This window comes from Miniphocaeibacter massiliensis (assembly GCF_900232905.1).
Taxonomy (GTDB): Bacteria; Bacillota; Clostridia; order Tissierellales; family Peptoniphilaceae; genus Miniphocaeibacter; species Miniphocaeibacter massiliensis.
Map to the genome: position 1 here is coordinate 621,320 of NZ_OCTQ01000001.1, position 22,396 is coordinate 643,715.

The 22,396-nt window shown below is 25.9% G+C and carries 18 protein-coding genes and 1 pseudogene; 5 read left to right on the top strand and 14 right to left on the bottom strand.

Going from position 1 to position 22,396, the window contains the following annotated elements:
* Positions 1–45: 45 nt before the first annotated feature.
* Positions 46–1,815, bottom strand: coding sequence for an aminopeptidase P family protein (locus CS899_RS03260; protein WP_099203513.1), 1,770 nt, complete (start codon positions 1,813–1,815; stop codon positions 46–48).
* 608 nt (positions 1,816–2,423) lie between these two features.
* Here CS899_RS03260 and CS899_RS03265 point away from each other — a divergent pair.
* A complete protein-coding gene (locus CS899_RS03265; protein WP_099203514.1) occupies positions 2,424–3,377 on the top strand; it encodes a HEPN domain-containing protein in 954 nt (317 codons plus the stop codon).
* 84 nt (positions 3,378–3,461) lie between these two features.
* Positions 3,462–4,556 (top strand): redox-regulated ATPase YchF, encoded by a 1,095-nt coding sequence (gene ychF / locus CS899_RS03270; RefSeq protein WP_099203515.1) that lies wholly within the window; start codon positions 3,462–3,464, stop codon positions 4,554–4,556.
* 535 nt (positions 4,557–5,091) lie between these two features.
* Here ychF and CS899_RS03275 read toward each other — a convergent pair.
* Entirely contained in the window at positions 5,092–7,593 is a 2,502-nt protein-coding gene (locus CS899_RS03275) for an HsdM family class I SAM-dependent methyltransferase (protein ID WP_099203516.1), read from the bottom strand.
* Between the two features lie 761 nt (positions 7,594–8,354).
* Positions 8,355–9,287, bottom strand: coding sequence for a M28 family peptidase (locus tag CS899_RS03280; RefSeq protein WP_099203517.1), 933 nt, complete (start codon positions 9,285–9,287; stop codon positions 8,355–8,357).
* Positions 9,288–9,493: 206 nt separating this feature from the next.
* Between CS899_RS03280 and CS899_RS03285 the strand changes: the two genes are divergently transcribed.
* Entirely contained in the window at positions 9,494–10,195 is a 702-nt protein-coding gene (locus CS899_RS03285) for a YdjY domain-containing protein (protein ID WP_099203518.1), read from the top strand.
* 420 nt (positions 10,196–10,615) lie between these two features.
* Here CS899_RS03285 and dltD read toward each other — a convergent pair whose 3' ends face one another.
* The 11 genes and pseudogenes from dltD to mreB form a co-directional block, all read right to left on the bottom strand.
* Complete coding sequence (dltD, locus tag CS899_RS03295) at positions 10,616–11,884, bottom strand: D-alanyl-lipoteichoic acid biosynthesis protein DltD (protein WP_099203520.1); 1,269 nt, start codon at positions 11,882–11,884, stop codon at positions 10,616–10,618.
* A 26-nt stretch (positions 11,885–11,910) separates the two neighbouring features.
* Positions 11,911–13,131 (bottom strand): D-alanyl-lipoteichoic acid biosynthesis protein DltB, encoded by a 1,221-nt coding sequence (gene dltB / locus CS899_RS03300; protein WP_242491857.1) that lies wholly within the window; start codon positions 13,129–13,131, stop codon positions 11,911–11,913.
* An 86-nt stretch (positions 13,132–13,217) separates the two neighbouring features.
* Positions 13,218–13,379: a teichoic acid D-Ala incorporation-associated protein DltX gene (locus CS899_RS03305; RefSeq protein ID WP_099203521.1), complete on the bottom strand. Its 162-nt coding sequence runs from the start codon at positions 13,377–13,379 to the stop codon at positions 13,218–13,220.
* Between the two features lie 446 nt (positions 13,380–13,825).
* Positions 13,826–14,689: an FtsX-like permease family protein gene (locus CS899_RS11135; RefSeq protein ID WP_422879617.1), complete on the bottom strand. Its 864-nt coding sequence runs from the start codon at positions 14,687–14,689 to the stop codon at positions 13,826–13,828.
* Between the two features lie 612 nt (positions 14,690–15,301).
* Positions 15,302–16,417, bottom strand: a pseudogene (locus CS899_RS11140) (ABC transporter permease); the annotation flags it as partial.
* Positions 16,410–17,090, bottom strand: coding sequence for an ABC transporter ATP-binding protein (locus tag CS899_RS03315; RefSeq protein WP_099203523.1), 681 nt, complete (start codon positions 17,088–17,090; stop codon positions 16,410–16,412). The gene CS899_RS03315 and the pseudogene CS899_RS11140, both read right to left, overlap by 8 nt.
* 100 nt (positions 17,091–17,190) lie before the next feature.
* Positions 17,191–18,093 (bottom strand): sensor histidine kinase, encoded by a 903-nt coding sequence (locus CS899_RS03320; protein ID WP_099203524.1) that lies wholly within the window; start codon positions 18,091–18,093, stop codon positions 17,191–17,193.
* The gene (locus CS899_RS03325; protein WP_099203525.1) at positions 18,093–18,767 is read right to left on the bottom strand and encodes a response regulator transcription factor; all 675 of its coding nucleotides are present in this window, start codon (positions 18,765–18,767) and stop codon (positions 18,093–18,095) included. The genes CS899_RS03320 and CS899_RS03325 overlap by 1 nt, the downstream gene beginning before the upstream one ends.
* 172 nt (positions 18,768–18,939) lie before the next feature.
* Positions 18,940–19,200 carry an HPr family phosphocarrier protein gene (locus CS899_RS03330; RefSeq protein WP_099203526.1) on the bottom strand — a complete coding sequence of 87 codons (261 nt, stop codon included), beginning with the start codon at positions 19,198–19,200 and terminating at the stop codon, positions 18,940–18,942.
* Between the two features lie 66 nt (positions 19,201–19,266).
* Positions 19,267–19,812 (bottom strand): rubrerythrin family protein, encoded by a 546-nt coding sequence (locus tag CS899_RS03335; RefSeq protein ID WP_099203527.1) that lies wholly within the window; start codon positions 19,810–19,812, stop codon positions 19,267–19,269.
* 80 nt (positions 19,813–19,892) lie between these two features.
* On the bottom strand, positions 19,893–20,951 hold the full coding sequence (gene mreB / locus CS899_RS03340) for a rod shape-determining protein (protein ID WP_099203528.1): 1,059 nt from the start codon (positions 20,949–20,951) through the stop codon (positions 19,893–19,895).
* Between the two features lie 1,022 nt (positions 20,952–21,973).
* Between mreB and CS899_RS03350 the strand changes: the two genes are divergently transcribed.
* Together CS899_RS03350 and CS899_RS03355 are read left to right on the top strand one after the other, a co-directional pair.
* Positions 21,974–22,162: a hypothetical protein gene (locus CS899_RS03350; protein ID WP_099203530.1), complete on the top strand. Its 189-nt coding sequence runs from the start codon at positions 21,974–21,976 to the stop codon at positions 22,160–22,162.
* Positions 22,163–22,378 (top strand): (2Fe-2S)-binding protein, encoded by a 216-nt coding sequence (locus tag CS899_RS03355; protein ID WP_099203531.1) that lies wholly within the window; start codon positions 22,163–22,165, stop codon positions 22,376–22,378. It abuts the gene before it with no gap.
* Positions 22,379–22,396: the final 18 nt, after the last annotated feature.

Sequence of the window (22,396 nt, forward strand, 5' to 3'; positions counted from 1 at the left end):
TTATACTTTTAATAATATTGCTCCTTAAATATATAATTTCAATTATTAGATACTTTTTGTCATTTCCTTTAGATACTCTAAATCAGATCCACCTAAATATTTAGATAAAACGTCAAAACATTCTTTATGATATTTGTTTATCCAATCTTTTTCACTTTCTGTTAAGAGCTCTTTCTTTACTGGTCTCAAATCAATAGGGCAAAGAGAAAGAGACTCAAATCCATAGAATGTTCCAAAATCATTTTTGAATTTTTCTATACATAACATAATATTTTCAATTCTAATACCATGACTTCCTTCTATATAAATACCAGGTTCATCAGAAGTTATCATTCCTGGAACCATATCTATATTATTGTTTGCTTTAGAAATACTTTGAGGTCCTTCATGAACAGATAACAAATAACCTACGCCATGACCTGTTCCATGATTAAAGTCAAGTCTTTCTTTCCAAAGTGGTCCTCTTGCAAAAATATCTAAACTAGAGCTTTTTGTACCTTTAGCAAAAGTAGAATCTAGTAAAGCTATATGAGATTTTAAAGTATAAGTATAATGATATTTTTCGTCTTCAGTTAATTCACCTAAAGCAACTGTCCTTGTTATGTCAGTAGTACCATCTAGGTAATGTCCACCACTATCAAGTAGATACAATCCTCTATTTTTTAATACAACAGGATTTCCTTTATTTGGAGAATAATGTGGCAAAGCTGCATTTTCTCCATAAGCTGAAATAGTTCCAAAACTAGCTTCTATAAACAAATCTCCTTGTTTTCTAAACTCTAAAAGTTTATCAGCAGCATCTAATTCTGTTATTTCTTCGTTAGGCACATTTTCTTCTAACCAATTGAAAAACTTAACTAAAGCAACGCAGTCTTTTACATATGCGTTTCTTTGATTTTCTATTTCAATATCATTTTTTATAGATTTCATCATTAAGGTAAAATCTGGACCTTTTTCTATATTTACCACAGAATTAATAGATTTATATATTTTTACATTTATTTTCCTTGGGTCAAGATATAAATTACTGTCATTATCTAACTCTGAAAGTTGATCAAAAACGCTGTCATAATCTTCTACAGTAATTCCATTTTCCTTTAAAACAGCTTTTGTCTTTTCGTCAACCTTATTTAGGTCAACATATAATTTAGCAAAATCTTCACTTATTAAAACATACGAAATTACAACAGGATTAAACTCAACATCACTACCTCTAATATTAAATAAATAACATATATCTTCTAAGCTAGATATTAAGTAATGAGTAAGACCTTTGTCTTTTAATGTATTTCTTATCTCATCTATTTTTGCTTTAGCAGAAACTCCTGTATATTTAATATCATAAATGTACATTTTTCCGCTTGGTTTTTCTGGTCTATCCTCCCAAATATCTTCAACTAAAGTATAATTTGATTTAAAATTAATTTTTTGTAACTTATCTAGTAAAGTAGCATATCTTCTATAGCTATAAGTTTCACCATTAAAAGCTACAACTCCATCATCCTCTACATTTTCTTTTATAAAATCAGAAATACTTTGAGTTCCTTCAACACCTAATTTGTATAAATCAATACCTGATCCTTCTAATTCTTTAGCTGCTTGAATAAAATATCTACCGTCAGTCCAAAGACCAGCTTTTTCTTTACCTATTACAACAGTTCCTGACGAACCAGTAAAACCCGATATAAACTCTCTACTTTTATAAAAATCTGCAACATATTCCGACTGATGTGGATCCGCTGTTGGAATAATATATGCATCTATATTTTCTTTTTTCATCAATTCTCTTAATTTCTCAATTCTATACTTAACCATTATATTACCTCCATATTAATATTGTTATAAAATTAATTATATCATAACACTACTACCTGTTATTTAAAACAACAATATTCTCTAAATACCTCCTATATATTCCATATAAATAAATATTTTTACTAGTAAGTAATTCTTACTAATATATTCGTTAAAAACTTAATTCAAATACTAATAATACTTGCTTTATTATTTATAATTTAGACTTATCATCATATATATCACTTACAATAATATTTTCCTATGTTAAGATTTTTTTAAAAAATACATTAAACACATATATTAAGAAGTCTTTATAAAAAAGAAATTATCAACTTTAATATTATTTGTACTGTTAATATTTACATTAACTGCTTGTAGTGACTTCACCGCTGGATTTAAAGAAGGTTTTTAAGAAGGATACAATGAAACCAGCAATACAGAACCTTTAGGAACTAATTAATAACTGTTATTAAACTCTATATACTGCAAATAATTTCTAAATAACAAATAAATCTAAAACAAAGTGTATTATATTCAATTAATTTATGTTACATCTTGTTTTAGTTTTATTTAAACAAAATATTAATTTTAGTATATAATAATTATTATATACTTGGGAGGTATTTATGAGATATTTATTTATAGCACCAATATTTAATTTAAACATTACTGATAATGCAAATATTAATTTAACTTTAGAAAATGATACAAGAATCACTAATAGAAGAAGTTTATTAAATAATTATATTTATAAAGATAAAATAGAGTATACCCTTGGAGAAATTAATTTATCTGAACTTGAAAATAATCCTTATATTTATAAATTTGGTGATTATAATTTCGATAAAGATGAAGATAAAGATTCTGTTTTTAACACTTTAGTTAAATCACATATTAGAGATACAGAGAATTTATCATATTTAATTTGGAAACATAAAGATAATTCAGTATACACACGTAATGGATATTTAATTTCATGTGATAAGATTTATTATTATGGTTTGTCAACTATTTTTGAAACCTATATTGAAAAAAATATAACTTTTAGTAAAAATGAACTCCAAAACTATCTATCTGATTTTTCATTAGAAAATTATACAAAAAACAGTTTACCTCATGCTAGTTCTTTAGAACCTAATTCTTCACATTTATATAAAAAAGATAGTGATAAAAAATCTTTGTTTTACTATTACATATCTAAAGCTAGATCATCTGCAATACCAGAGCTAAAAATTCTTTTCTATACTATAGTATTGGAATCTCTTTTTTCAACTGACACCCATGAGATAAATCATAAAATTGCTGAAAGAATATCTTTGATTTTCTTCGATAATAAATATAAAAGAATTGACTGTTATGAAAAAATTAAAGATGCATATGATATTAGATCAAAAATTGCTCATGGCTCTTTTGTGAAAAATTCTTATGATAATTCAAGGAATCAAAAACATATTGAGTTGGTTCTATTTTTAGATGACTTATGTAGAAAAATCATAAATAACAATAAATTCGATATTCTTTTTAATAGTGAAAACAATTATATTGAACAATACTTTAAGGATATTTTATTTGAAATGTAATTATATTTACAATAGATTACCCCTATGATAGAATCTATAAAGGTTTTAATATGATTATTAATGATATATAGAAAGAGTGATTAAATGAAATTAGGTATAGTTGGATTACCAAACGTTGGTAAAAGTACCATGTTTAATGCAATAACAAAAGCAGGAGCAGAATCGGCTAACTACCCATTTTGTACAATAGATCCAAACATAGGAATAGTAGACGTACCAGATGAAAGACTTGGAAAGCTTGCAGAAATTTACGAATCAAAAAAAATATTACCAGCAAGTATAGAATTTTACGATATAGCTGGACTTGTAAAGGGTGCTAGTAAAGGTGAAGGTCTTGGAAATAAATTCCTTGCTAACATTAGAGAAGTTGATGCAATAGTTGAAGTATTAAGATGTTTTCAAGATGAAAATATAGTACATGTTGACGGTGATATAAATCCCCTTAGAGATATAGAAACCATTAACCTAGAGTTAATATTTTCTGATATGGAAATGGTTGAAAAAAGATTAGAAAAATCTAGAAAAGCTTTAAAAGGAAATAAAGACTTAAAACAAGAAGTGGATTTATTAGAAAAATTATTAACAGTTTTAGAAGATGGAAAATCTGCCAGAGTTTTAGATTTAAATGACGACGAGAAAAAACTTTTAAGAAATTTCAACTTATTAAGTGATAAACCAATAATATATGTGGCTAATGTATCTGAAGAAGATGTTGCAGATGATGGTAAGTCGAATGAATATGTTGGGCAAATAAGAGAATTTGCAAAAACTGAAAATGCTGAAGTTGTAGTAATATCTGCACAAATAGAGCAAGAAATTTCAGAGCTTGAAGACGAGGAAAAACAAGAGTTCCTAGAAGCAATGGGAATAGAAGAGTCTGGTGTAAATTCACTAATAAAAGCAAGCTACTCACTACTGGGCTTAATGAGCTTTCTAACTGCAGGACCACAAGAAACAAGGGCGTGGACTATTAAGAAAGGAACTAAAGCAGTAGATGCTGCTGGAAAAATTCACACAGATATTTCACGTGGCTTTATAAGAGCAGAAATAGTAAGTTATAATGATTTAACAACACTTGGAAGTATGAATGCAGCAAAAGAAAAAGGACTTGTTAGACTAGAAGGAAAAGACTATATAATGCAAGATGGTGATGTAGTACATTTCAGATTTAATGTTTAATAAAAATATAAACGGCTTAATATTAACAATCGTTGATATTAAGTCGTTTTTCTTTTATCTTTAATATACTTAATATACTATCGATAGTATATTAAAGGAGGTGAAAAAGTGAATGAGTCAATAAAAATAAGGAGGTAATTCATGACATCAAAACCACAAACAGAAGCTAATAGAGAAAAAGCAAGATATTTGAGAAATAGATCCGCAGCTAGAAATTTTGTAAAAAAACAGGCTACCCTTGAAGATATCAATTAATTCAAGAAATAATAAAAAACTAGAGGGATATAACTGACTCCCTCTTTTTATGTTTAAATATCTATATTCTCCTTTCAAAATATCCTCAATTTACTCTTATAACAAATAATAGGTACAAAGAGCATGGATTGATTTAGTAGTTTAAATTCAATCTAATTATTTGTAAACACTAACCCATACTCTTGTTTTTTCTTAATCTTCTTCAAAACAATTTATTATATGGTTGTTATCACTTTAATTCATTTTATAAATCCACTTTTAATTATAATTTATTAGAATTTTATTTAGGTAATAAATCAGAGTATGGTAGCTTAAATATATAATTTTCCATAAATTCATAATCTGGATTCCCATATTTATCTTGAGGCAATAAAATAGATGTATTTCTCGCATTTTCTTTTCTAAATTGCCTTCCATAGCCATATTTGTCTTTTTGCATTTTCAAAATTGTTACTACAAATAATGAGCTTTTCATATTCAAATTATTATTAATAAAACTATATACATTATCATCAGAAAAATATTTAAAATTTTGAAAAAATACATTAAAAAACATATCTATTGTAATTGAAGGATCAGTTAATTCATCTCTGCTATAATTCCCTATAAATTGTGAAAAACTTTGATTATGCTCTCCTGCCGTTAATAATGGATATTCTCCTTGTATACGATTTGGAACAGTTAGTCTTTTACCATTATTAAATGTTTCAAAAACTCCATCAATATCTTCTTTTGATTTTTTTACAAGGTTAAACATTTTCCAATTAGTTATATCAATTTCTTCTTTAGGCATTTCTATTTTTGATTTAAAACCATCTGAAAAATACTCATTAAGAGAATTATATAATGTAAAGTCACTAATTTTAGTTGCCAATAAATCTAAATTTCTTTTTGCTTCAAATATAACAAAATCTGCTATAGTTGTTACAAACTTTTGATTAGAAAGTTTAGAATAGTCTACTTCTAAATGTTGTTGGACAGTCCATTCATCTTTATTAGATATTTTTTTCTTTAATAAATTAATACCATCAGGCTTACCTTTTCCATGAACAACTTTATCTATAACTTCTTTTTCCAATTTAGCCCATCTACCATAAATATCAGTTCGCCCTTTATTTTTAGTTAGAACAAAACCATCATCTTTTAAATCATAAAATACAACTTCATCACTTTCAAATTTATGCGGTCTATTAGTTTCAAAAACTACAATAGAAGTGTGAGTTGCCGCATTTGGAGCAAATAAATCACTAGGCATATTAATTACGTACTTTAGCGTGTGAGAAGATAATATTGTTGCTCTTCTAGTAATATCTTTAAAAAATGTAGATATTGGAGCAATCATTACACCATACCTTGACACATTATCTAACATTTTTTCTAAAAATGTTATTTCTTTAGGAGTAGGGTCATCTTTGTTTTCCTTTCCTGAATATGGAGGATTAATAAAACCTATTGTTGGTTTATATTTATCTAATAATATTTGTGTCTTGCTGTCATTTATAGAGTCTATGTTATAAATCTTTGACTTACCATCATTACGAAACATCATGTTGGATATAGAAGAAATATACATTGTTGGATTTATCTCAAAACCTAACAATTGATTAGTTTTCACTTCATTAATTTTGGAAGTTTGCTCGCTTGATTTACTATACTTTATTTGTCGTATGATTTCATTCATACCTGCTATCAAAAATGCTCCTGTTCCACTAGCTAAATCTAAAATCACATCATTAGATTTAATTGGTATCAATTTAGTAAATAAGGATGTAATATGTCTTGGTGTCAATACAATTCCTTTTTTTACATTCGATATTCCTGCATACTTTAAAAATTCTTCATAAAACTTTCCAATAATATCATAATTTGATTCTGTAGAAAAAGATGAGTTAAACAAAGGTATCACATATTCATCTAATTCTAAAAGAATATTTTTTAGAATATTGCTATTAGTTAATACTTGATCCGTTTTTATAAAAGCCAACTCTGAATCTAACGACTCTATTTTATGAGATGGTATACCCTCCGCCTCTAATACAACTTTAACTCTTTTTAAAAGATTATCAATAATCATTTCTGCTGTAAATTGTTTATATAAATTAGGGAAATCTCCAGCTTCTAATTTTGGATTACCTTTTTCATCCTTTGGTATATATAAACTTATCATTAATGCAGAAAGTAAAACAGGTCTTTTTTGTGAATCAATACTCCTTAATAAATTATTTATTTTTTTACTTGATTTAGTAACTTGTTCTACAGATTTTTCTTCATCAAAGTTGTTGAAAATTGCTTCGTATTCATTATCTGTAACAAACTCTTGCAATTGAGGCACATCGGCAATTTCCCCTAATTTAGTGTCAATATAATATGCGGTAAATCTATTTGCAAATTCGCTTGAAAAATCTCCGCTTGCAGCTATTCCTATTATCTTCCAATCATCAAAACAATTAATTAAATGTTTTTGTAAATTTTTATTTAAAAATCTACTTAAATACCACTTTACGCCATAAATAGCACCTTTTGTAATATCTTCAACATCATGTAATCTAATATCATTTTTCTCTTCAAGAATAATCATTAATCTTTTTTGTTTATTTACATAAATTCTATCAGGATATCCTCTATTGTTGTTTTTCTTTTTAGAAGCTTTTCCTAAGACTTCATATATATTTTCAGTTAATTTAATTTTAGTTTGACTATCGTCCCAATCTGCCACGTTATAACCTAAATTTTGTAATTTCTGTGTAATACTTGGTGTAATGTTTTTATCTTTTCTAGCCATTATTTTCCTCGATTTATTATTTAATTTTCTAAGTTATTTTTTCTTTCAATTTTTATTATTTTAATACCAGTATCCTTGGGCTAAAATTAATAATATTTATTAATCTTTTTAAATCATCCATATTATATAGCCTCACATTCTTATTGTTTTCTACTAGTATCTCATTATATCATAATTTAACTTTTTAGATAATTATTTATATACAATATATTCTAAAATAAAAACATTTAAAAATCAGATTTTATTCTCCCCTTTCTTACTTTATAGGATTTTATTTCTTAGCTAAATCAAATATAGCATTAACATCTAGCTTTTCATAAAATTTTGTATCATATATAATAGACTCTATCAACAAACTAAAATATTTATCTACATTTTCTACTTCTTTAATTCCCTCATAAACAATCTAATTTAAAAATTTAATGTTATTTTATAACAGGCTATACTAACTAAATAATATAGGTAAAAAATTTTATATATTTTAAGGATGAGCTAATTTAAATGTGATTAATTATACAATTCATAATATTTCTACTAATTCCTAATATTTTCACTTAAATATATACTTAATATAAAAGAAATTACTATTAGTTCTTTTATTGAAAATAAAAATTTCTTTTTAGTATTATAATAACCTGAGGTAGAATTTCTTATAGTTATCATATTTCTTACCTCTCTTTTGATATTCGTTATCATTAAGTAGGTTATATATTAAATTGTATTAAATTTAAATGCTTTTTACTTAATTTTAAGAAGTTTATCTATATTTTTCTTATGAAATCTATCATAGTATTTTTTAATAATTTTATATTTTCTTCATCAAATACCCTATCTAAACTAGAATGTATTCTTGATAAATAATATCCTAGTATTGGAGCTTTATTCATAGCTGTTATTGCTATCCCATTTGAAAATAGAATTTGGTCAGATGTATAAATTACCTTTGATGCTTTTTCAACTAAAGCTTTTTTATCATTTTTCTTGGTAAAATTACATTCTATAGATTTATTAAGAGCTTCATTATATTTTGAATTCTTAAATTTCTTTTTTGTGATAAAAAACATATAGTTTCCATCTGAAACACAATCAAAATTTATTAATGGCTTATCCATAATTTTACTATGATATTTATCTTTAAAATTTTTAGATCCTAAAAATCCTAATTCTTCATGATCAAAAAATACAAAGCATACTTTTTTCCGCAAATGTATCTCTAAATCTTCCATTATAGTTAAAATAGTTGCAACACCTGAAGTATTGTCATTTAATGTATGTTTATTTGCAAATCCAGTTATATTCTGAAATATGAAAAGTAATAATAAAACTCCGGTAACAGTATAAGAAATTCCTGTATCTATAAATTTAGACAAAGCAAATCTAAATAGCAAAAAAATCCCTAAAATTCCACCATAAGTACAAATTTCACTAATTAAATATATTATCGGATTAGACATAAAAGATATTCTTGGTATTATACCATTTGGCTGTGTGTCATAATGAGCTGTTAAAATAATATCCGCTTTTTCAACATCGCCAAATATTAAATTTCTTCCATGGTCGTTGTACTTATCTATTTCCAAGTCATATCCTAAACTGTCTGTGATTTTTCTCAACCATGCTATGAAGCTAATTTTTTGTTTATTCGTTTTTCTAATTTGGTAATTATCTACTAAATCTTTTATATTTTTATTCATATTAGCCCCTATTATTTCCAATTAAAAGTTTGCTATTTTCTATTCCATTAGAGTCTATCATTATACCACAACAGATTATAATTTAATCTTAAATATAATAAACTTTGTTCTATTAAAACTTACTAAAATATATCTTTATATTGTATATTTTTTGACAATTATTTTATTATAAGTTATTATTTATATAAATGAAAGGAGAACGATATATGAAATTAAGAAAATTTGGAATAATTATGGCTATGATATTACTTATTACTACTATATCTGCTTGCTCTAACAAAGACAACAACAAAGATACTAAGCAAAATAGCTCAACAGAATCTAGTCAAAAAAATTCTACTGAATTAAGTGAAAAAAATCCAATGATTGTAGACAAAGACAACAAAGAAATAAAAATGCTTTGTGAAGTTAATGGTACATACTTTACTGAACCTACTAGACATGGAATAGTTTATAAAGGTGGTTCCGCTGGTGAAAAAGCTATTCTTAGAGGTTTAGGAGACGAAAAAGAATTCCATCAAGCGTGGATAGACTTTGGTGCTAAAGGTGGTAATAATCTTACTGATAAAGATATGTCAGTTAAGCCTGAAGATGCTAAATCTATTGAAGGTGAAAAAGTTGAGGCATTTATTGAATGGGATAATCAAGAACAAATTCCTTTTTCTGACATAGTAAAAGCTACTGAAGAAAAACCTATGGACTTGCGTTTTGGTGGCAATATTGAAGGTGCTAAAAAACACAATACTGGTTGTATTCTATGTTTAGATAGTTGTTCTGCTGGTATTTTAAGCGATGCAACTTGGCCAGGTGGAGCAATGGCTAATGACCTTGTTAAATTCTATGGTGATGAAAATGTATTGCCTAAAGATGGTACTAAAGTAATAGTAACTTTTAAATTAGCTGAATAAAATAAATGAATTACTTTACTTTTTTTTATAATAGCTTTTTATGGGCTATTGTTTTAGCTACTACTTGTTTTAAAAGTGAATGGATTCAAATGAGAATAAATACTGGACATTTATTTTTTATATTTTTAATTATTTTCTTTTTAATTTTAATATTCCTATATAAAAAAAGAAATCTTAAGATTAGTAAACTTTTTACATTGTGTAATTTAATAATATGTTCATTATATACTATACTACTATATGGATTTGTAAGACTTAAAATAGTTCCAGCTTCTTTAATTAGAGAAGGACTTAATATAACTAGCATTCCATTTGATAAAATAAATATTGTTTTGGTATCATTTATTTTATCAGGTCTGTTAATAATAATATCTAATACTAAAAAAAATAGAAACAACATCTAAAATTAGATGTTGTTTTTTATTTAAATTCAATTTTTTCTTCCCATTCTTTTGTTAAAAACTTAGAATTATTTATTTTATAATTATTCTGTCCTTTGGCTTTATCTTCTAAAAATGGATTTAAATATTGGTCTAACTCCAGCCATCCACGCCATCCTATGTGAATTGTATCCTCCATAAAATAATCTACATCTCTTTTGTATGTGAAATCTATAATATTATTAAAACCTTGCTCTTTTAATTGCTGTGTAATTTTTTTACTAAATGTATTTAACATTTCTTCACTTAACCCTGTATAGTCTGACCATCTTTTGTTTACTGGCGTTATTACAAATATAGGATCTATATTGTTTTTTTCAATCTCATTTAATACCATTTGAAAATCACTAAACTCCGGGGACTTAGTATAGTCAAACTTTTTTTGAGATCCTTTGAGTTTATCTTTAGCTTTTGACAATCTATTTTTATAAAATCCATTAGCTATTTGAAAATCATTGTTTGATGTTCTTTCTTTGCCAATATCATATGCTAACTTATCTAACTTTTTAAAATTATATTCTTCTGGTAAATTCTTTTCTGATTTTACAACTTTATGCTCTCTTGTCGTTAAATCTAACCCTCCAAACATAGCATCTTCTTTAGATATCATATTATACATAAACTCACACATTCCTATGTCATATTTAGAAAGTTTTTCACCTTTTCCAATTTTTTTAAGAACATTTTTCAAATCATTATTTCCTTGTATCTTTGAAAAATTTAATAGTCTATTTGCTATATATTTTTCTCCTTCTCCAACTTCTTCTATATTTAATATCCAACCATATATTTGAAGAGGAGAATAATATAATGAAAAGGCATTATCATTTACACCATCTTTTACAAACCACTGTGGAGATATAACAAACACTATTTTACTGTCTTTTATATTATTCTTCATAGAGTTTATGGAAAAATAATGTGATAAAGACTGTGTTCCAGCAAATCCTAAAAGAAATGGCTCATAACTCCTTTTGTATTTTCTGGCTAATACTGTTGGATGAAATTCATTTATTCTATTTAATTCTGACGAACCAAAAAATGGAATATATGAATTTTCTGCAACTGCACTATTTTTTAATATATTTCCTTTTAATACTCCAAGAGACATTGAAGTAGATGACTCTTTTAATTCTTTTTTTGATGGTTTTAATATTTTTTCAATAGGACTAATAAATATTGCTATGAGTAATATTATCGATACTAAAAATGGACCTATTGCAAACCATAATTTTCTATTTTCCTTCATATATTTAAACCTTTTTCTTTATTTATTTACATTAAATGTTTTATTAAGGTATCTAAATACCCTGAAAATATTAACAAACTGAAACATACTGCATTAAATGTTAAGAACATTGACAATCCTTTTGTAATTTTGTTACTAGGGATTTTATCTTTATGTTTCTTCTTAAATCTAATCCATGCATCTGTAGAACATATCAAAGCAGCGTGAAATAATCCATATACCACATAGTACCATTCTAATCCATGCCAAATCCCCATTATGAAAAACAGAATAAAATAAGATATATTTGAAGCCGTTATTTGACTTTTAAATACTTTCTTTTTTACTAGAGTAAGCATTAATCTCATATATACATAATCTCTAAACCAAAATGATAAGGACATATGCCATCTATTCCAGAATTCTTTAATATTATGACTTATAAATGGTTTATTAAAGTTCATTGGTGTTTCATATCCTAAAAGGTAACTAACCCCTACCGCAAATAAACTATATCCTGCAAAATCAAAGAATAAATACAAACTATACACATACATGTATGCAATACTTCCTTGAATTATAAACTCCTGTCCAAGAGCTCTTTCTTGAATTAGAGGAAGAAGTCTTATTCCTAAAACATATGCGATAATAAATTTATACAAAAACCCCATAAATATATAATGTATTCCTTTTTCCAACAATATAGTGTATTTTTCTTTTGTTGGAGGGTTGTATGCTTCTTTGGTAAACCTTCTAAATCTATCAATTGGTCCAGAAGAAATTGTTGGAAAGAATATCATAAATTGAATATAATCTCTTATTTTTAATTCCTTTATTATTCCATCTCTAGTTTCCATAATTACTTGAACAGATTTAAATGTTAAATATGAATATCCTAAAAAATAAAATATAGGTTGTTCATTTGTATAAAAAGGTATTACTTTTATCAATATCATAGGTAATATACTTAAAAATACACTTATATAGAACCAAATGCCTTTGTTAGCTTTCTGCCTGTAAGTAAAATAACATTTCGCTAATACAATTTGCCAAATTACATATCCTATTAATGCATAACCTTGTTCCTTATGAGGTCCTGCGAAACTCATCCATAAAAAGAATAATGTCAATAAAGCTTGGTACCATACAAGTCTTTTACCTTTTAATGAATATATTATTGAAGGAATTAAAAGTATTCCTAAGATAATAAAATACATTGGTTTTTGATATGGTTCTAAATAAGGAAACATCTCTATTAATTTACTCATTATTTAACTCCTTATTCAAAATTAACCTTTTATATCTTAAACTAATTTTTACTATAAATAAATTACTATTTTTCATACTAACTCCTTTAAAACTGATTATATACAAAAGAAGTTGTCTGAACGTCAATAAAATGATACATGTATATAAGAACTATCATTATAGCTAAATAAAATACTGACTTACCTACGAAAGTAGCAATACTTTTAAACTTTTTTATTTTAATATTTTCATCTATTTTTTTTTCCATATTTACTCCTTTAAAGTTATTAAATTAATTTCATAATACTCAAAAAAATTCTAACATTTACTATTCTAACATAAATTCAAATATTATTTATATTCTTAATCTTTTCTTAACAATTAGAATTATAGTTATATTGCTTTGTAATTTTTAATTTTAGTTATATAGTACCACTCTATTGATAAGTTAAATCTAATTTAATTTAAAATTTAGCAAATAAAAACCATCTAGCTTATAGATGGTTTTTTAATTTAAAATAATCTTTTTCTCTTATATAATTATAATATAGTTCATTTTTTCATCTACCAACATATTGAAAAATATTTACACTAATTCTTCTTAAATTAACAATATTTACATACAATTGTTATAACTAGTTCATATTACCATAATTTATTTCCTTTAATTTCACCTAAAAGTATTACAATAAATACTATTTTCTATGCTAAATCTTAATAATCAATACTGTTTAACTTTTCAACTATACTAGAATTTTTTAACTCCTTTGACAAATACAAACTTAGACAAACGCAAAGTAATAATGTACATATAGCTAAAATTACAAATTGTATCACTGGATAATTGTATGATTTTCCTAAAAGATAAATCTGTGACCTTTTATATAGTATCCTAGTAGAAATTATAGCTATAAAACCACTTATAATTAAAGATACTATACCAAATAATAAATTTTCCAAAACAATTATTTTCACCATACTTTTACTTGTCAAACCTAACCCCTTTAACAAATACATTTCATATGTTCTTGTTTCTATTCTGTATTTTAAGTTATTAATAAAATTAATAACTACTAAAACTAATACCACTAAAGCTATTCCAATAATATACACCAACTCTTTATCGTAAATAGTATACAACTGTTCTCTCTCATTTATTATGCTTCTAGCGGTAACTTCTCCATTTTCAACTGCTAATTCAATCAAAGTATTTTCAATTTTACTTTGCTCTTTTGAAGAAATGTTCCTTTTCCCATTTATATTAATAGATTCATAAGTAGGGCTACTTACAATTTCACTAAAATTTTTTTCACTTGTTATTATCAAAGGATATGTCTGTTCAAGTAAAGAAACCTGTGGCATATATGGATAATACGTTATTCCTGCTATTTTGTAGTCTTTCTTAATATACTCTTTGTTATCATTATTTAAATTCCAAAATTCTTCATTATCGGTTTTAAAATCTGAAGGGTACTTTATACTTATTTTATCTCCAACTTTATAATCCATAATAGGAGTTCCCTTTTTGAAAAATCCAACTGTACCTTTAGACTTTCCGTACTCACTTGTAAATGGCATAGCAATAATAACTTCATCATTTTTTAGATTATCTAAATTTCCTTCTACTAAATAATTTTTCAACTTTTCTAGCGCTTCTTTATTGTACCCTTTAAACTTTGATAAATATACTTCATCTTCTTTGTCGTTCCCATGTAAATCAAAACCATAATGTTTTGTTACAATTTTGTTATGTTCAATAAAATATCTATCATTCCTTTTTACTTTGCTGTCTGCCACACGAACAGGTAATGCTAACTGAGTTTCTATACTCTCCACATTAGCTACCTTTTCTATTTTTTTAACAATACTAGGCTTAATACCATAACTTACATCCATATCGTTGTAAATATTCATTATATAATCACTGTTGTAAAAACTTGTAGCAATTTTTATTTCTTGCTCATCTTTTGCAAGTTTTGCCTGATAAGCCAAAGAAATAAATAAAGCTCCTCCTAATGACAAAGAAATAATAATATAAATAGTAGTCTTAATATCTTGAAAAACATATTTTAAAGCAAGCTGTTTATATATTGAAATAAATTTCTTTTTTCCTTTAATCATTAGTATATTAATAGACAAAGACTTTTTTTCTAACTCTTTAGAAATTGTCTCTGTAATTGAATCTTTATTTATTTGTTTACCAGACAATACTCCAATTACAAATATTGCTAAAATAAGAAAAATCAAACATATAACTATTGGAATAATTGGAATAATTAATTCAAACTTTTCTAGCTTTCCAAAAAAGTAAATCTTAATGGACTGGTCTTTTGAAAAATAAGTCACTAAATATGATATAAATAGTCCAAGTAATATTCCTAAAGGAAAACTCACAAGTGAAACAATCCCAAACTCATATAAAATTATTTTTTGAATTTGTCTTTTAGTCAAACCTATCGCCCTTAAAATACCGTAGTGACTTTTCCTTGTTCTTAAAGCAATTCTATATATTCCATAAATTAAAGTAGAGCATATAATTATTAAAATAACACATATTTGTACATCTATTTTAAATAACTCTTTACTACTCCCTTTCCACACATTAGCTTGAATTTGTTTTTTGTCTAAACTCACATCATTTCTAATATTTGTTACTTCCTTTTCCTTATTTACATTATCAAAAAAAGTAACAGATAAAATTAATTCACTTTCATTGTTTAAATCTAAATAAGTATACAAATTAACAGACTTTGCACGTTTATTAAATGCTTGGTCATTAACAATGCCTACTAATTCATATTCAACCTCTTTTATGGAATTATTAAAATCACTTCTTGTAGGTACTACAAACTTTTGCCCTACTACAGGATTAATCCCCAAATTTAATAAAGCCCATTTCTCTGCAACAACCTCTTTTGGTTTTTCTGGCAAACGTCCTTTATTTAATTTAGAAACAGTTAAAATGCTATTTCCATTAGCTCCTACAAGAGAACCTTGTTGCTTATTAGCAGTTTCTAAATTTCCTAAATATTTACTAACTCCTAAATATTTTATCTTAGAATTATCCTTTATTTTTTTATATTGTTCCAAAGAAACATCTTTAATCTCATAATCGATATTAGAGTAAATAAAAAGATTTTGTTTTTCAACAATACTATGGTTAGTATGAATTAAAGTTATTATACTTACAATTAATCCAACTGTTAAAATAAAACTTAACAATAATGAAGTAGTATTTTTCTTGAAACTTCTTAAAAATTTTAACGTAATATAAAGTAATGTATTTTTTTTACTAAAATCATTCATTAGAGTACTCCTTTAAAATTTCACCATCCTCTAACCGAATAATTCTATCTGCAAGTTGAGCAACTTCTTCATCATGAGTAATAATAACTACAGTCTGCTTAAGTTTATAGCTTGTTACTTTTAACAAACTAAGCACATCTTGACTAGTTTTTGAATCAAGATTTCCAGTTGGCTCATCTGCTAAAATAATAGTTGGCTTAGTAGCTAAAGCTCTTGCAATAGCAACTCTTTGCTGTTGTCCTCCAGACAAATTATCAGGGTATTCATTTCTTTTTTCAGTTAACCCTAACAATTCAATAATTCCATCTATGTAATTCATATCTACATCGTTTTTGTCTAAACGAATTGGTATAATTATATTTTCTAAAACATTAAACATTGGAATTAAATTGTACTTTTGAAAAACAAATCCAATATTTCTACGTCTAAAAATAGTTAACTCCTCATCACTTAATTTACTTAAATTTCTATTTTGGATAAAAACTTCACCACTTGTAGGTTGGTCTAATGCACCTAAAATATGTAATAAAGTAGACTTTCCACTTCCACTTGTCCCAACTATAGCTAAAAACTCTCCATTTTCAATCTCTAAATCAATTCCTCTAAGAGCATTAACTTTAGTATCTCTAGAACCAAACACTTTCTTTACTCCAACTACTTTTACTATTTTCATAAATTCTCTCCCTTAAAATTTAAAAGATATCTTCATTGCAATTACTATAGCAAAAAAAGATATCGACTTAGTATCTTAAAAGTTTCAATTTTGATATATTCTATTCATTTGGAATAAATACTGAAAAAACTGTTCCTTTGCCAAGTAAAGATTTAACTTTAATATAACCTCCTTGTATATGAATAATCTGTCTAGAAAGATACAATCCTATACCAACTCCATTAATTTCAGAGACACTTTTACTTCTATAAAAACGTTGAAATATTTTATTTTGTTCATTTTCAGAAATTCCCATTCCTTCATCTACAATATCTATCTTTGTAAACATAGGATAACTTTCTGCTTTTAGCTCTATTACACTGTTTTCACTGCTGTACTTTATTGCATTATCCAAAATATTAGACAAAGCCTCTTTAGTCCATTTCAAATCAAAATTTGCATAACCATCTAGCTCTTTAAACTTAAATAAAATATTTTTTTCTAATAATTTATTACTAAACTCGTCTTTCAAAGAACATAACAAATTTTTTACTGGCTGAATTTTCATATTAGGTTTAATCATTCCACTCTCAAATCTAGACATTTTTATTAGAGATTTTATCAAAAACTCTAACTTAAATGACTCACTAGTAATTAAAGGAACTTTTTCCAAATATTTATTTTTATTTTCTTCTAATAGCTGTGAATATAAAACTATATTAGAAATAGGTGTAATACATTGATGAGAAATATCTGAAATTAAAGTTTGTACCTGACTTCTTTTTTCTTCAATATCTTTTTCTGAAGCTTGAAATTTCAAAATAAAATTATAAAAACTATTCTCCAAAGAAGATAATCTAGTTTCATCATAACTTTTAATTTCAAGTTTGCCCTCTTTTGCATCATCGATCATTTTCTTTAAACTATTTGTTAAATTTCTTTCCTTAACATTATAATGTCTATATATTAATAGATTTGCAAAAACACTCATAACAAGACAAATTGAAATAATAAACACCGTCATTATAAATCCTCCTCCCAAGAATACCCTATTCCATAAACTGTCTTAATATAAAAAGGTTTAGTCGAATCTTTTTCTAACTTATCTCTAAGTCTTTTAACTAAAACTGTAAGAGCATGTTCCTCTATGTATTCAGATTCTCCAGACCAAATCTTATCGATTAGAAAACTGCGTTCTAATGTAATTTTTTTATTGCTAATTAACAAAAAAAGTAGTCTTTGTTCTGTCTTACTGAGTCCAACTTTATTTCCTCTTACAACAAAAACCATCTTGTCAAAATCAAATAGAAACTCTTCTGAAAAATATTTCCTTGAAGTTTTCGTTTTTCTTAATTGAACTTCAACTCTAGCTCTTAAAACCATTAAACTAAAAGGTTTAGTTATGTAATCATCAGCCCCTTGTTCTAAACCTATAATAATATCAGACTCCATATTATTAGCAGAAATTATTATAATTGGGATATTACTTTTATTTCTTATCTCCTTTAAAAAGCTAAGCCCTAGACCATCTGGTAAATTTATATCTAATAAAATTAAATCGATACTTTCTCTAGAAATAACTTTTCTTGCCTCTTTTATCCTACTACATTGATAAAAATTATAATCATTATTTTCAAGTGCTAATTTTATACCATCATTCAATTTCAAATCATCTTCTAAAATTAATATTTTTTTCATATAGAACTCCACCTAATCACATATAAAGTTTATTTCTAATTTTATATGACATAATCAATATACCTCTAATATACAATATATAGAAATTAACACAAATAAAAAAACACTTCCAATTTTTTATTTAAAAGTGTTTTCAAGTTTCTATAAAATTATATATCATTATAAAATTCACCTATAATTCATTTAATATAAAATCTTTTAAATGTTCCAGCGCCTTTTTTTCATCTTCTCCTTCACATTTAATAGTAATAGTTGAGCCTTTATTTGCTCCCATGCTTAAAACTGACAAAATGCTCTTTCCATCATACTCTACTCCATCTTCTCTTATTAAGGTTATTTTGCACGAAAATTTAACAGCTTCCCTTAAATACCTCGCTGCTGGTCTAGCATGTAACCCTTCATCATTATTCATAATAACCTTTTCCTTTACCATATAACAATCCTCCATATATGTATTAGTTAGGATATCATAAGATACCCTAACTTTTACAGTGTATATTTAATATGCTTTGAACCTAGAAGATGGTGCTCCACAAATTGGGCATTTTTCTTCTTCACCAGTTATAGTAACAAATCCACAAACTGGACATAACAATATTTTTTCTGCATCTAAATCTTTAGCTGCATCAACAGCTTCTTTAGCTTTTCCAAAAAGTTCAGCATGTACTTTTTCTGCTTCAATAGCAAATCTCATAGCACTAACTGCTGCTTTCTCTTCTTGCATTTCTGCAACCTCAATATAAGCTGGATACATTTCAGTATATTCAAAAACTTCTCCGCCTATAGCTCCTTCTAAGTTTTCTGAAGTAGTTCCTATACCAAATCCTGCCATACTAGCAACTAAGAAGTCCCCTTTAACATCTTTCATTGCCTTAAAATGTAATCCTGCATGTACCTTTTCTGCATCTGCTGTGCAGTGGAATAATCTTTCTACATTAGGAAAACCATCTTTTCCTGCATGTTCCCCCCAAATATCATATCTGTTTCTAGCTTGTGATTCTCCACCAAAAGCTGACTGTAAATTTGCTTGTGTCATCGCTTTCATTTGTATAACCCCCTTGTTTTTATATTAACTATCCTAACACATTTTATGCTTATAGTCTAGTTTTTTTGTAATCATTACAATTATATATAATTTCTTTTCATTCTTTCTTCTATAGCTTTCTTTCTACCAGACTCTTCTCCCATTTCACTAGAATCTAATTTATCTATCCAATTTAATGCTTTTCCAGTACCTCTTACAACTGCTGTAACAGGTCCTTCTGCAAGACGAACTTTAATTCCAATTTTTTCTTGAATTTTTTTATCAAATCCAGTAATTAAACTTCCTCCACCTGTCATTAAAGCACCTCTTTCGAAAAGATCTGCTGCAAGTTCTGGTGGTGTTTGCTCCAAAACATCATGGACTGTATCTACAATTTTATTTAGTGGTTTGGATAACGCTTCTGATATATCTGAAGAAGTTATAAAAACATGCATAGGAAGTCCATTAATTAAATTTCTTCCCCTTACTTCATATAACTCATCATCATCTCTAGGGTATGCTGTTGCTATGTTAATTTTAATATCTTCTGCAGTTCTTTCCCCTATAATCATATTGTATTTTCTCTTAATATAATTTGCTATAGCCATGTCACATTCGTCACCTGCTATTGGAATAGAACTATTTATAATAATACCTCCTAGTGAAATAACGGCAACATCAGTAGTACCTCCGCCAATATCTATAATCATACTTCCACCTGCATCACCTATATCTACTCCTGCTCCTATAGCAGCTGCAAGAGGTTCTTCTATTAAATATGTTTTGTATGCTCCTGCATATTTACTAGCTTGAATAACAGCTCTTCTTTGAACTTGAGTTATTTCACTAGGTACACAGATTACAACATTTGGTTTTACAAAAGATTTTCCCAATGTTTTTTGAATAAAATAAGTAAGCATTTTTTCAGTAGTGTTAAAATCTGCAATAACCCCATCTTTCATAGGACGAGTTGCAATAATATTACCAGGAGTTCTTCCCAACATTTTCTTAGCTTCTTTTCCTACGGACAAAACTTTGCCAGTATAACTGTCCATTGCAACAACTGAAGGTTCGTTTAGCATAACCCCCTTACCTCTCATATATACCAAAACAGTAGCTGTACCTAAATCTATCGCAACATTTTTTCTTAAATTTGCCATTTGTTTCTTCCTCTCATAAATATAAAACATTTATATATAAACTCTTAAAGTTTAAATTTCTTTTCTTTTTATTTTACTATAAAATTAAAAATATACATACTCAATATAAGTATATATCAAAAATGATTAATATAAAATCTCTAATACAGTTTAATATTTTATATTTTCAAATAATTGTAACAAATCTCATTGTTGAAATGTATTAATTAGTAAGATAAGGTTTTTTATAAAATTTAAGGAGTAAAAAACGAAAAAGTTTTTAAAATATATAATAATTACAATACTATTAATATTATTATTCATATCAGCAATATTTCACGATACAATCAAAAATAATTATATTTATAGTATTTTCACTAAAATCTTTTTAGAAATAATTATATTTCTAGTACTTTTTAAATTAGTAAATAAACTTTCTAAAAAATTACATATCTATAGGAATAAAATTAAAGGAAGTAAGTTATGACTAAAAAACATATGAAAATAACAAATAATATAGTATTTGCAGTTATCTCATTAATATATTTTATAGTAGGTTGTAAAACAAATTTTATAACTAGAGAAAATTATTATAATAGACTTATATTTCCTCTTACAACATTATTATTGTTGAAAATTATCATATTATTATTAAAAAAAGATATGACTTCTAAAAAATTAATATCATCATGTCTCTTTGTAAACTTTTGGATAATTTTTTTTGAAATAGATTCTTATATTAATAATTCACTTTTGAATACCTTACATAACAAAAACATACCTATGTATAATTTATTTGTTAACATAATGTACTCATTACTTTTCACTATTATTTCGCTATTACAAATTAAAAATCTAAAACTAAACTTTTCTAAAACACCTTTATCTTTTAAATTTAATACTCTACTGAACATAATTTTATCTTTGTATTTTTTAATAAAATTTATAATAATATTAAACTATTAAATTAATATTATTATAAATTTAGGGTATAGAAGAAATATATTAACAGCTAATTTTTAATATTTAATTAGGAGCATTATATGAAATTACAGTATATTTTAAACTTCTTTATCTTTGTTGTATTATTATTTTTTGTAAATAAAACATTGGAGATAGTAAAGTTATTTACTAAAAATGATAATATTGCTCTTGCAGTTATAATTGTTGTGTATATAATAATATTGTTTATATCAACTAAAATCATAAAAAATATAATGGAGAAAAAGTAAATGGAAAATAAAGAACAATTAATAATGGATAAATTAACAAAAATATGTACTTGTAAATCTATATCTAGGTATAAAATTAAACAAGTTATTGAAAAAGGCTTTGATGATATAGAAGCAGTTAGAAAAAAAACAGGTGCAGGCTCAGGATACTGTAAAGGAAAGAACTGTACAGAGCCAATACAAGAATTAATAGATAATTATTGGGAAGATAAATAAACTAAGAGGTAGATATAT

Excerpts from the sequence above, each read along its gene's own strand:
- CS899_RS03260 (WP_099203513.1), bottom strand. The coding sequence starts at position 1,815 with ATGGTTAAGTATAGAATTGAGAAATTAAGAGAATTGATGAAAAAAGAA.
- CS899_RS03265 (WP_099203514.1), top strand. The coding sequence starts at position 2,424 with ATGAGATATTTATTTATAGCACCAATATTTAATTTAAACATTACTGAT.
- ychF (WP_099203515.1), top strand. The coding sequence starts at position 3,462 with ATGAAATTAGGTATAGTTGGATTACCAAACGTTGGTAAAAGTACCATG.
- CS899_RS03275 (WP_099203516.1), bottom strand. The coding sequence starts at position 7,593 with ATGGCTAGAAAAGATAAAAACATTACACCAAGTATTACACAGAAATTA.
- CS899_RS03280 (WP_099203517.1), bottom strand. The coding sequence starts at position 9,287 with ATGAATAAAAATATAAAAGATTTAGTAGATAATTACCAAATTAGAAAA.
- CS899_RS03285 (WP_099203518.1), top strand. The coding sequence starts at position 9,494 with ATGAAATTAAGAAAATTTGGAATAATTATGGCTATGATATTACTTATT.
- dltD (WP_099203520.1), bottom strand. The coding sequence starts at position 11,884 with ATGAAGGAAAATAGAAAATTATGGTTTGCAATAGGTCCATTTTTAGTA.
- dltB (WP_242491857.1), bottom strand. The coding sequence starts at position 13,131 with ATGAGTAAATTAATAGAGATGTTTCCTTATTTAGAACCATATCAAAAA.
- CS899_RS03305 (WP_099203521.1), bottom strand. The coding sequence starts at position 13,379 with ATGGAAAAAAAAATAGATGAAAATATTAAAATAAAAAAGTTTAAAAGT.
- CS899_RS11135 (WP_422879617.1), bottom strand. The coding sequence starts at position 14,689 with ATGCCATTTACAAGTGAGTACGGAAAGTCTAAAGGTACAGTTGGATTT.
- CS899_RS03315 (WP_099203523.1), bottom strand. The coding sequence starts at position 17,090 with ATGAAAATAGTAAAAGTAGTTGGAGTAAAGAAAGTGTTTGGTTCTAGA.
- CS899_RS03320 (WP_099203524.1), bottom strand. The coding sequence starts at position 18,093 with ATGACGGTGTTTATTATTTCAATTTGTCTTGTTATGAGTGTTTTTGCA.
- CS899_RS03325 (WP_099203525.1), bottom strand. The coding sequence starts at position 18,767 with ATGAAAAAAATATTAATTTTAGAAGATGATTTGAAATTGAATGATGGT.
- CS899_RS03330 (WP_099203526.1), bottom strand. The coding sequence starts at position 19,200 with ATGGTAAAGGAAAAGGTTATTATGAATAATGATGAAGGGTTACATGCT.
- CS899_RS03335 (WP_099203527.1), bottom strand. The coding sequence starts at position 19,812 with ATGAAAGCGATGACACAAGCAAATTTACAGTCAGCTTTTGGTGGAGAA.
- mreB (WP_099203528.1), bottom strand. The coding sequence starts at position 20,951 with ATGGCAAATTTAAGAAAAAATGTTGCGATAGATTTAGGTACAGCTACT.
- CS899_RS03350 (WP_099203530.1), top strand. The coding sequence starts at position 21,974 with ATGAAATTACAGTATATTTTAAACTTCTTTATCTTTGTTGTATTATTA.
- CS899_RS03355 (WP_099203531.1), top strand. The coding sequence starts at position 22,163 with ATGGAAAATAAAGAACAATTAATAATGGATAAATTAACAAAAATATGT.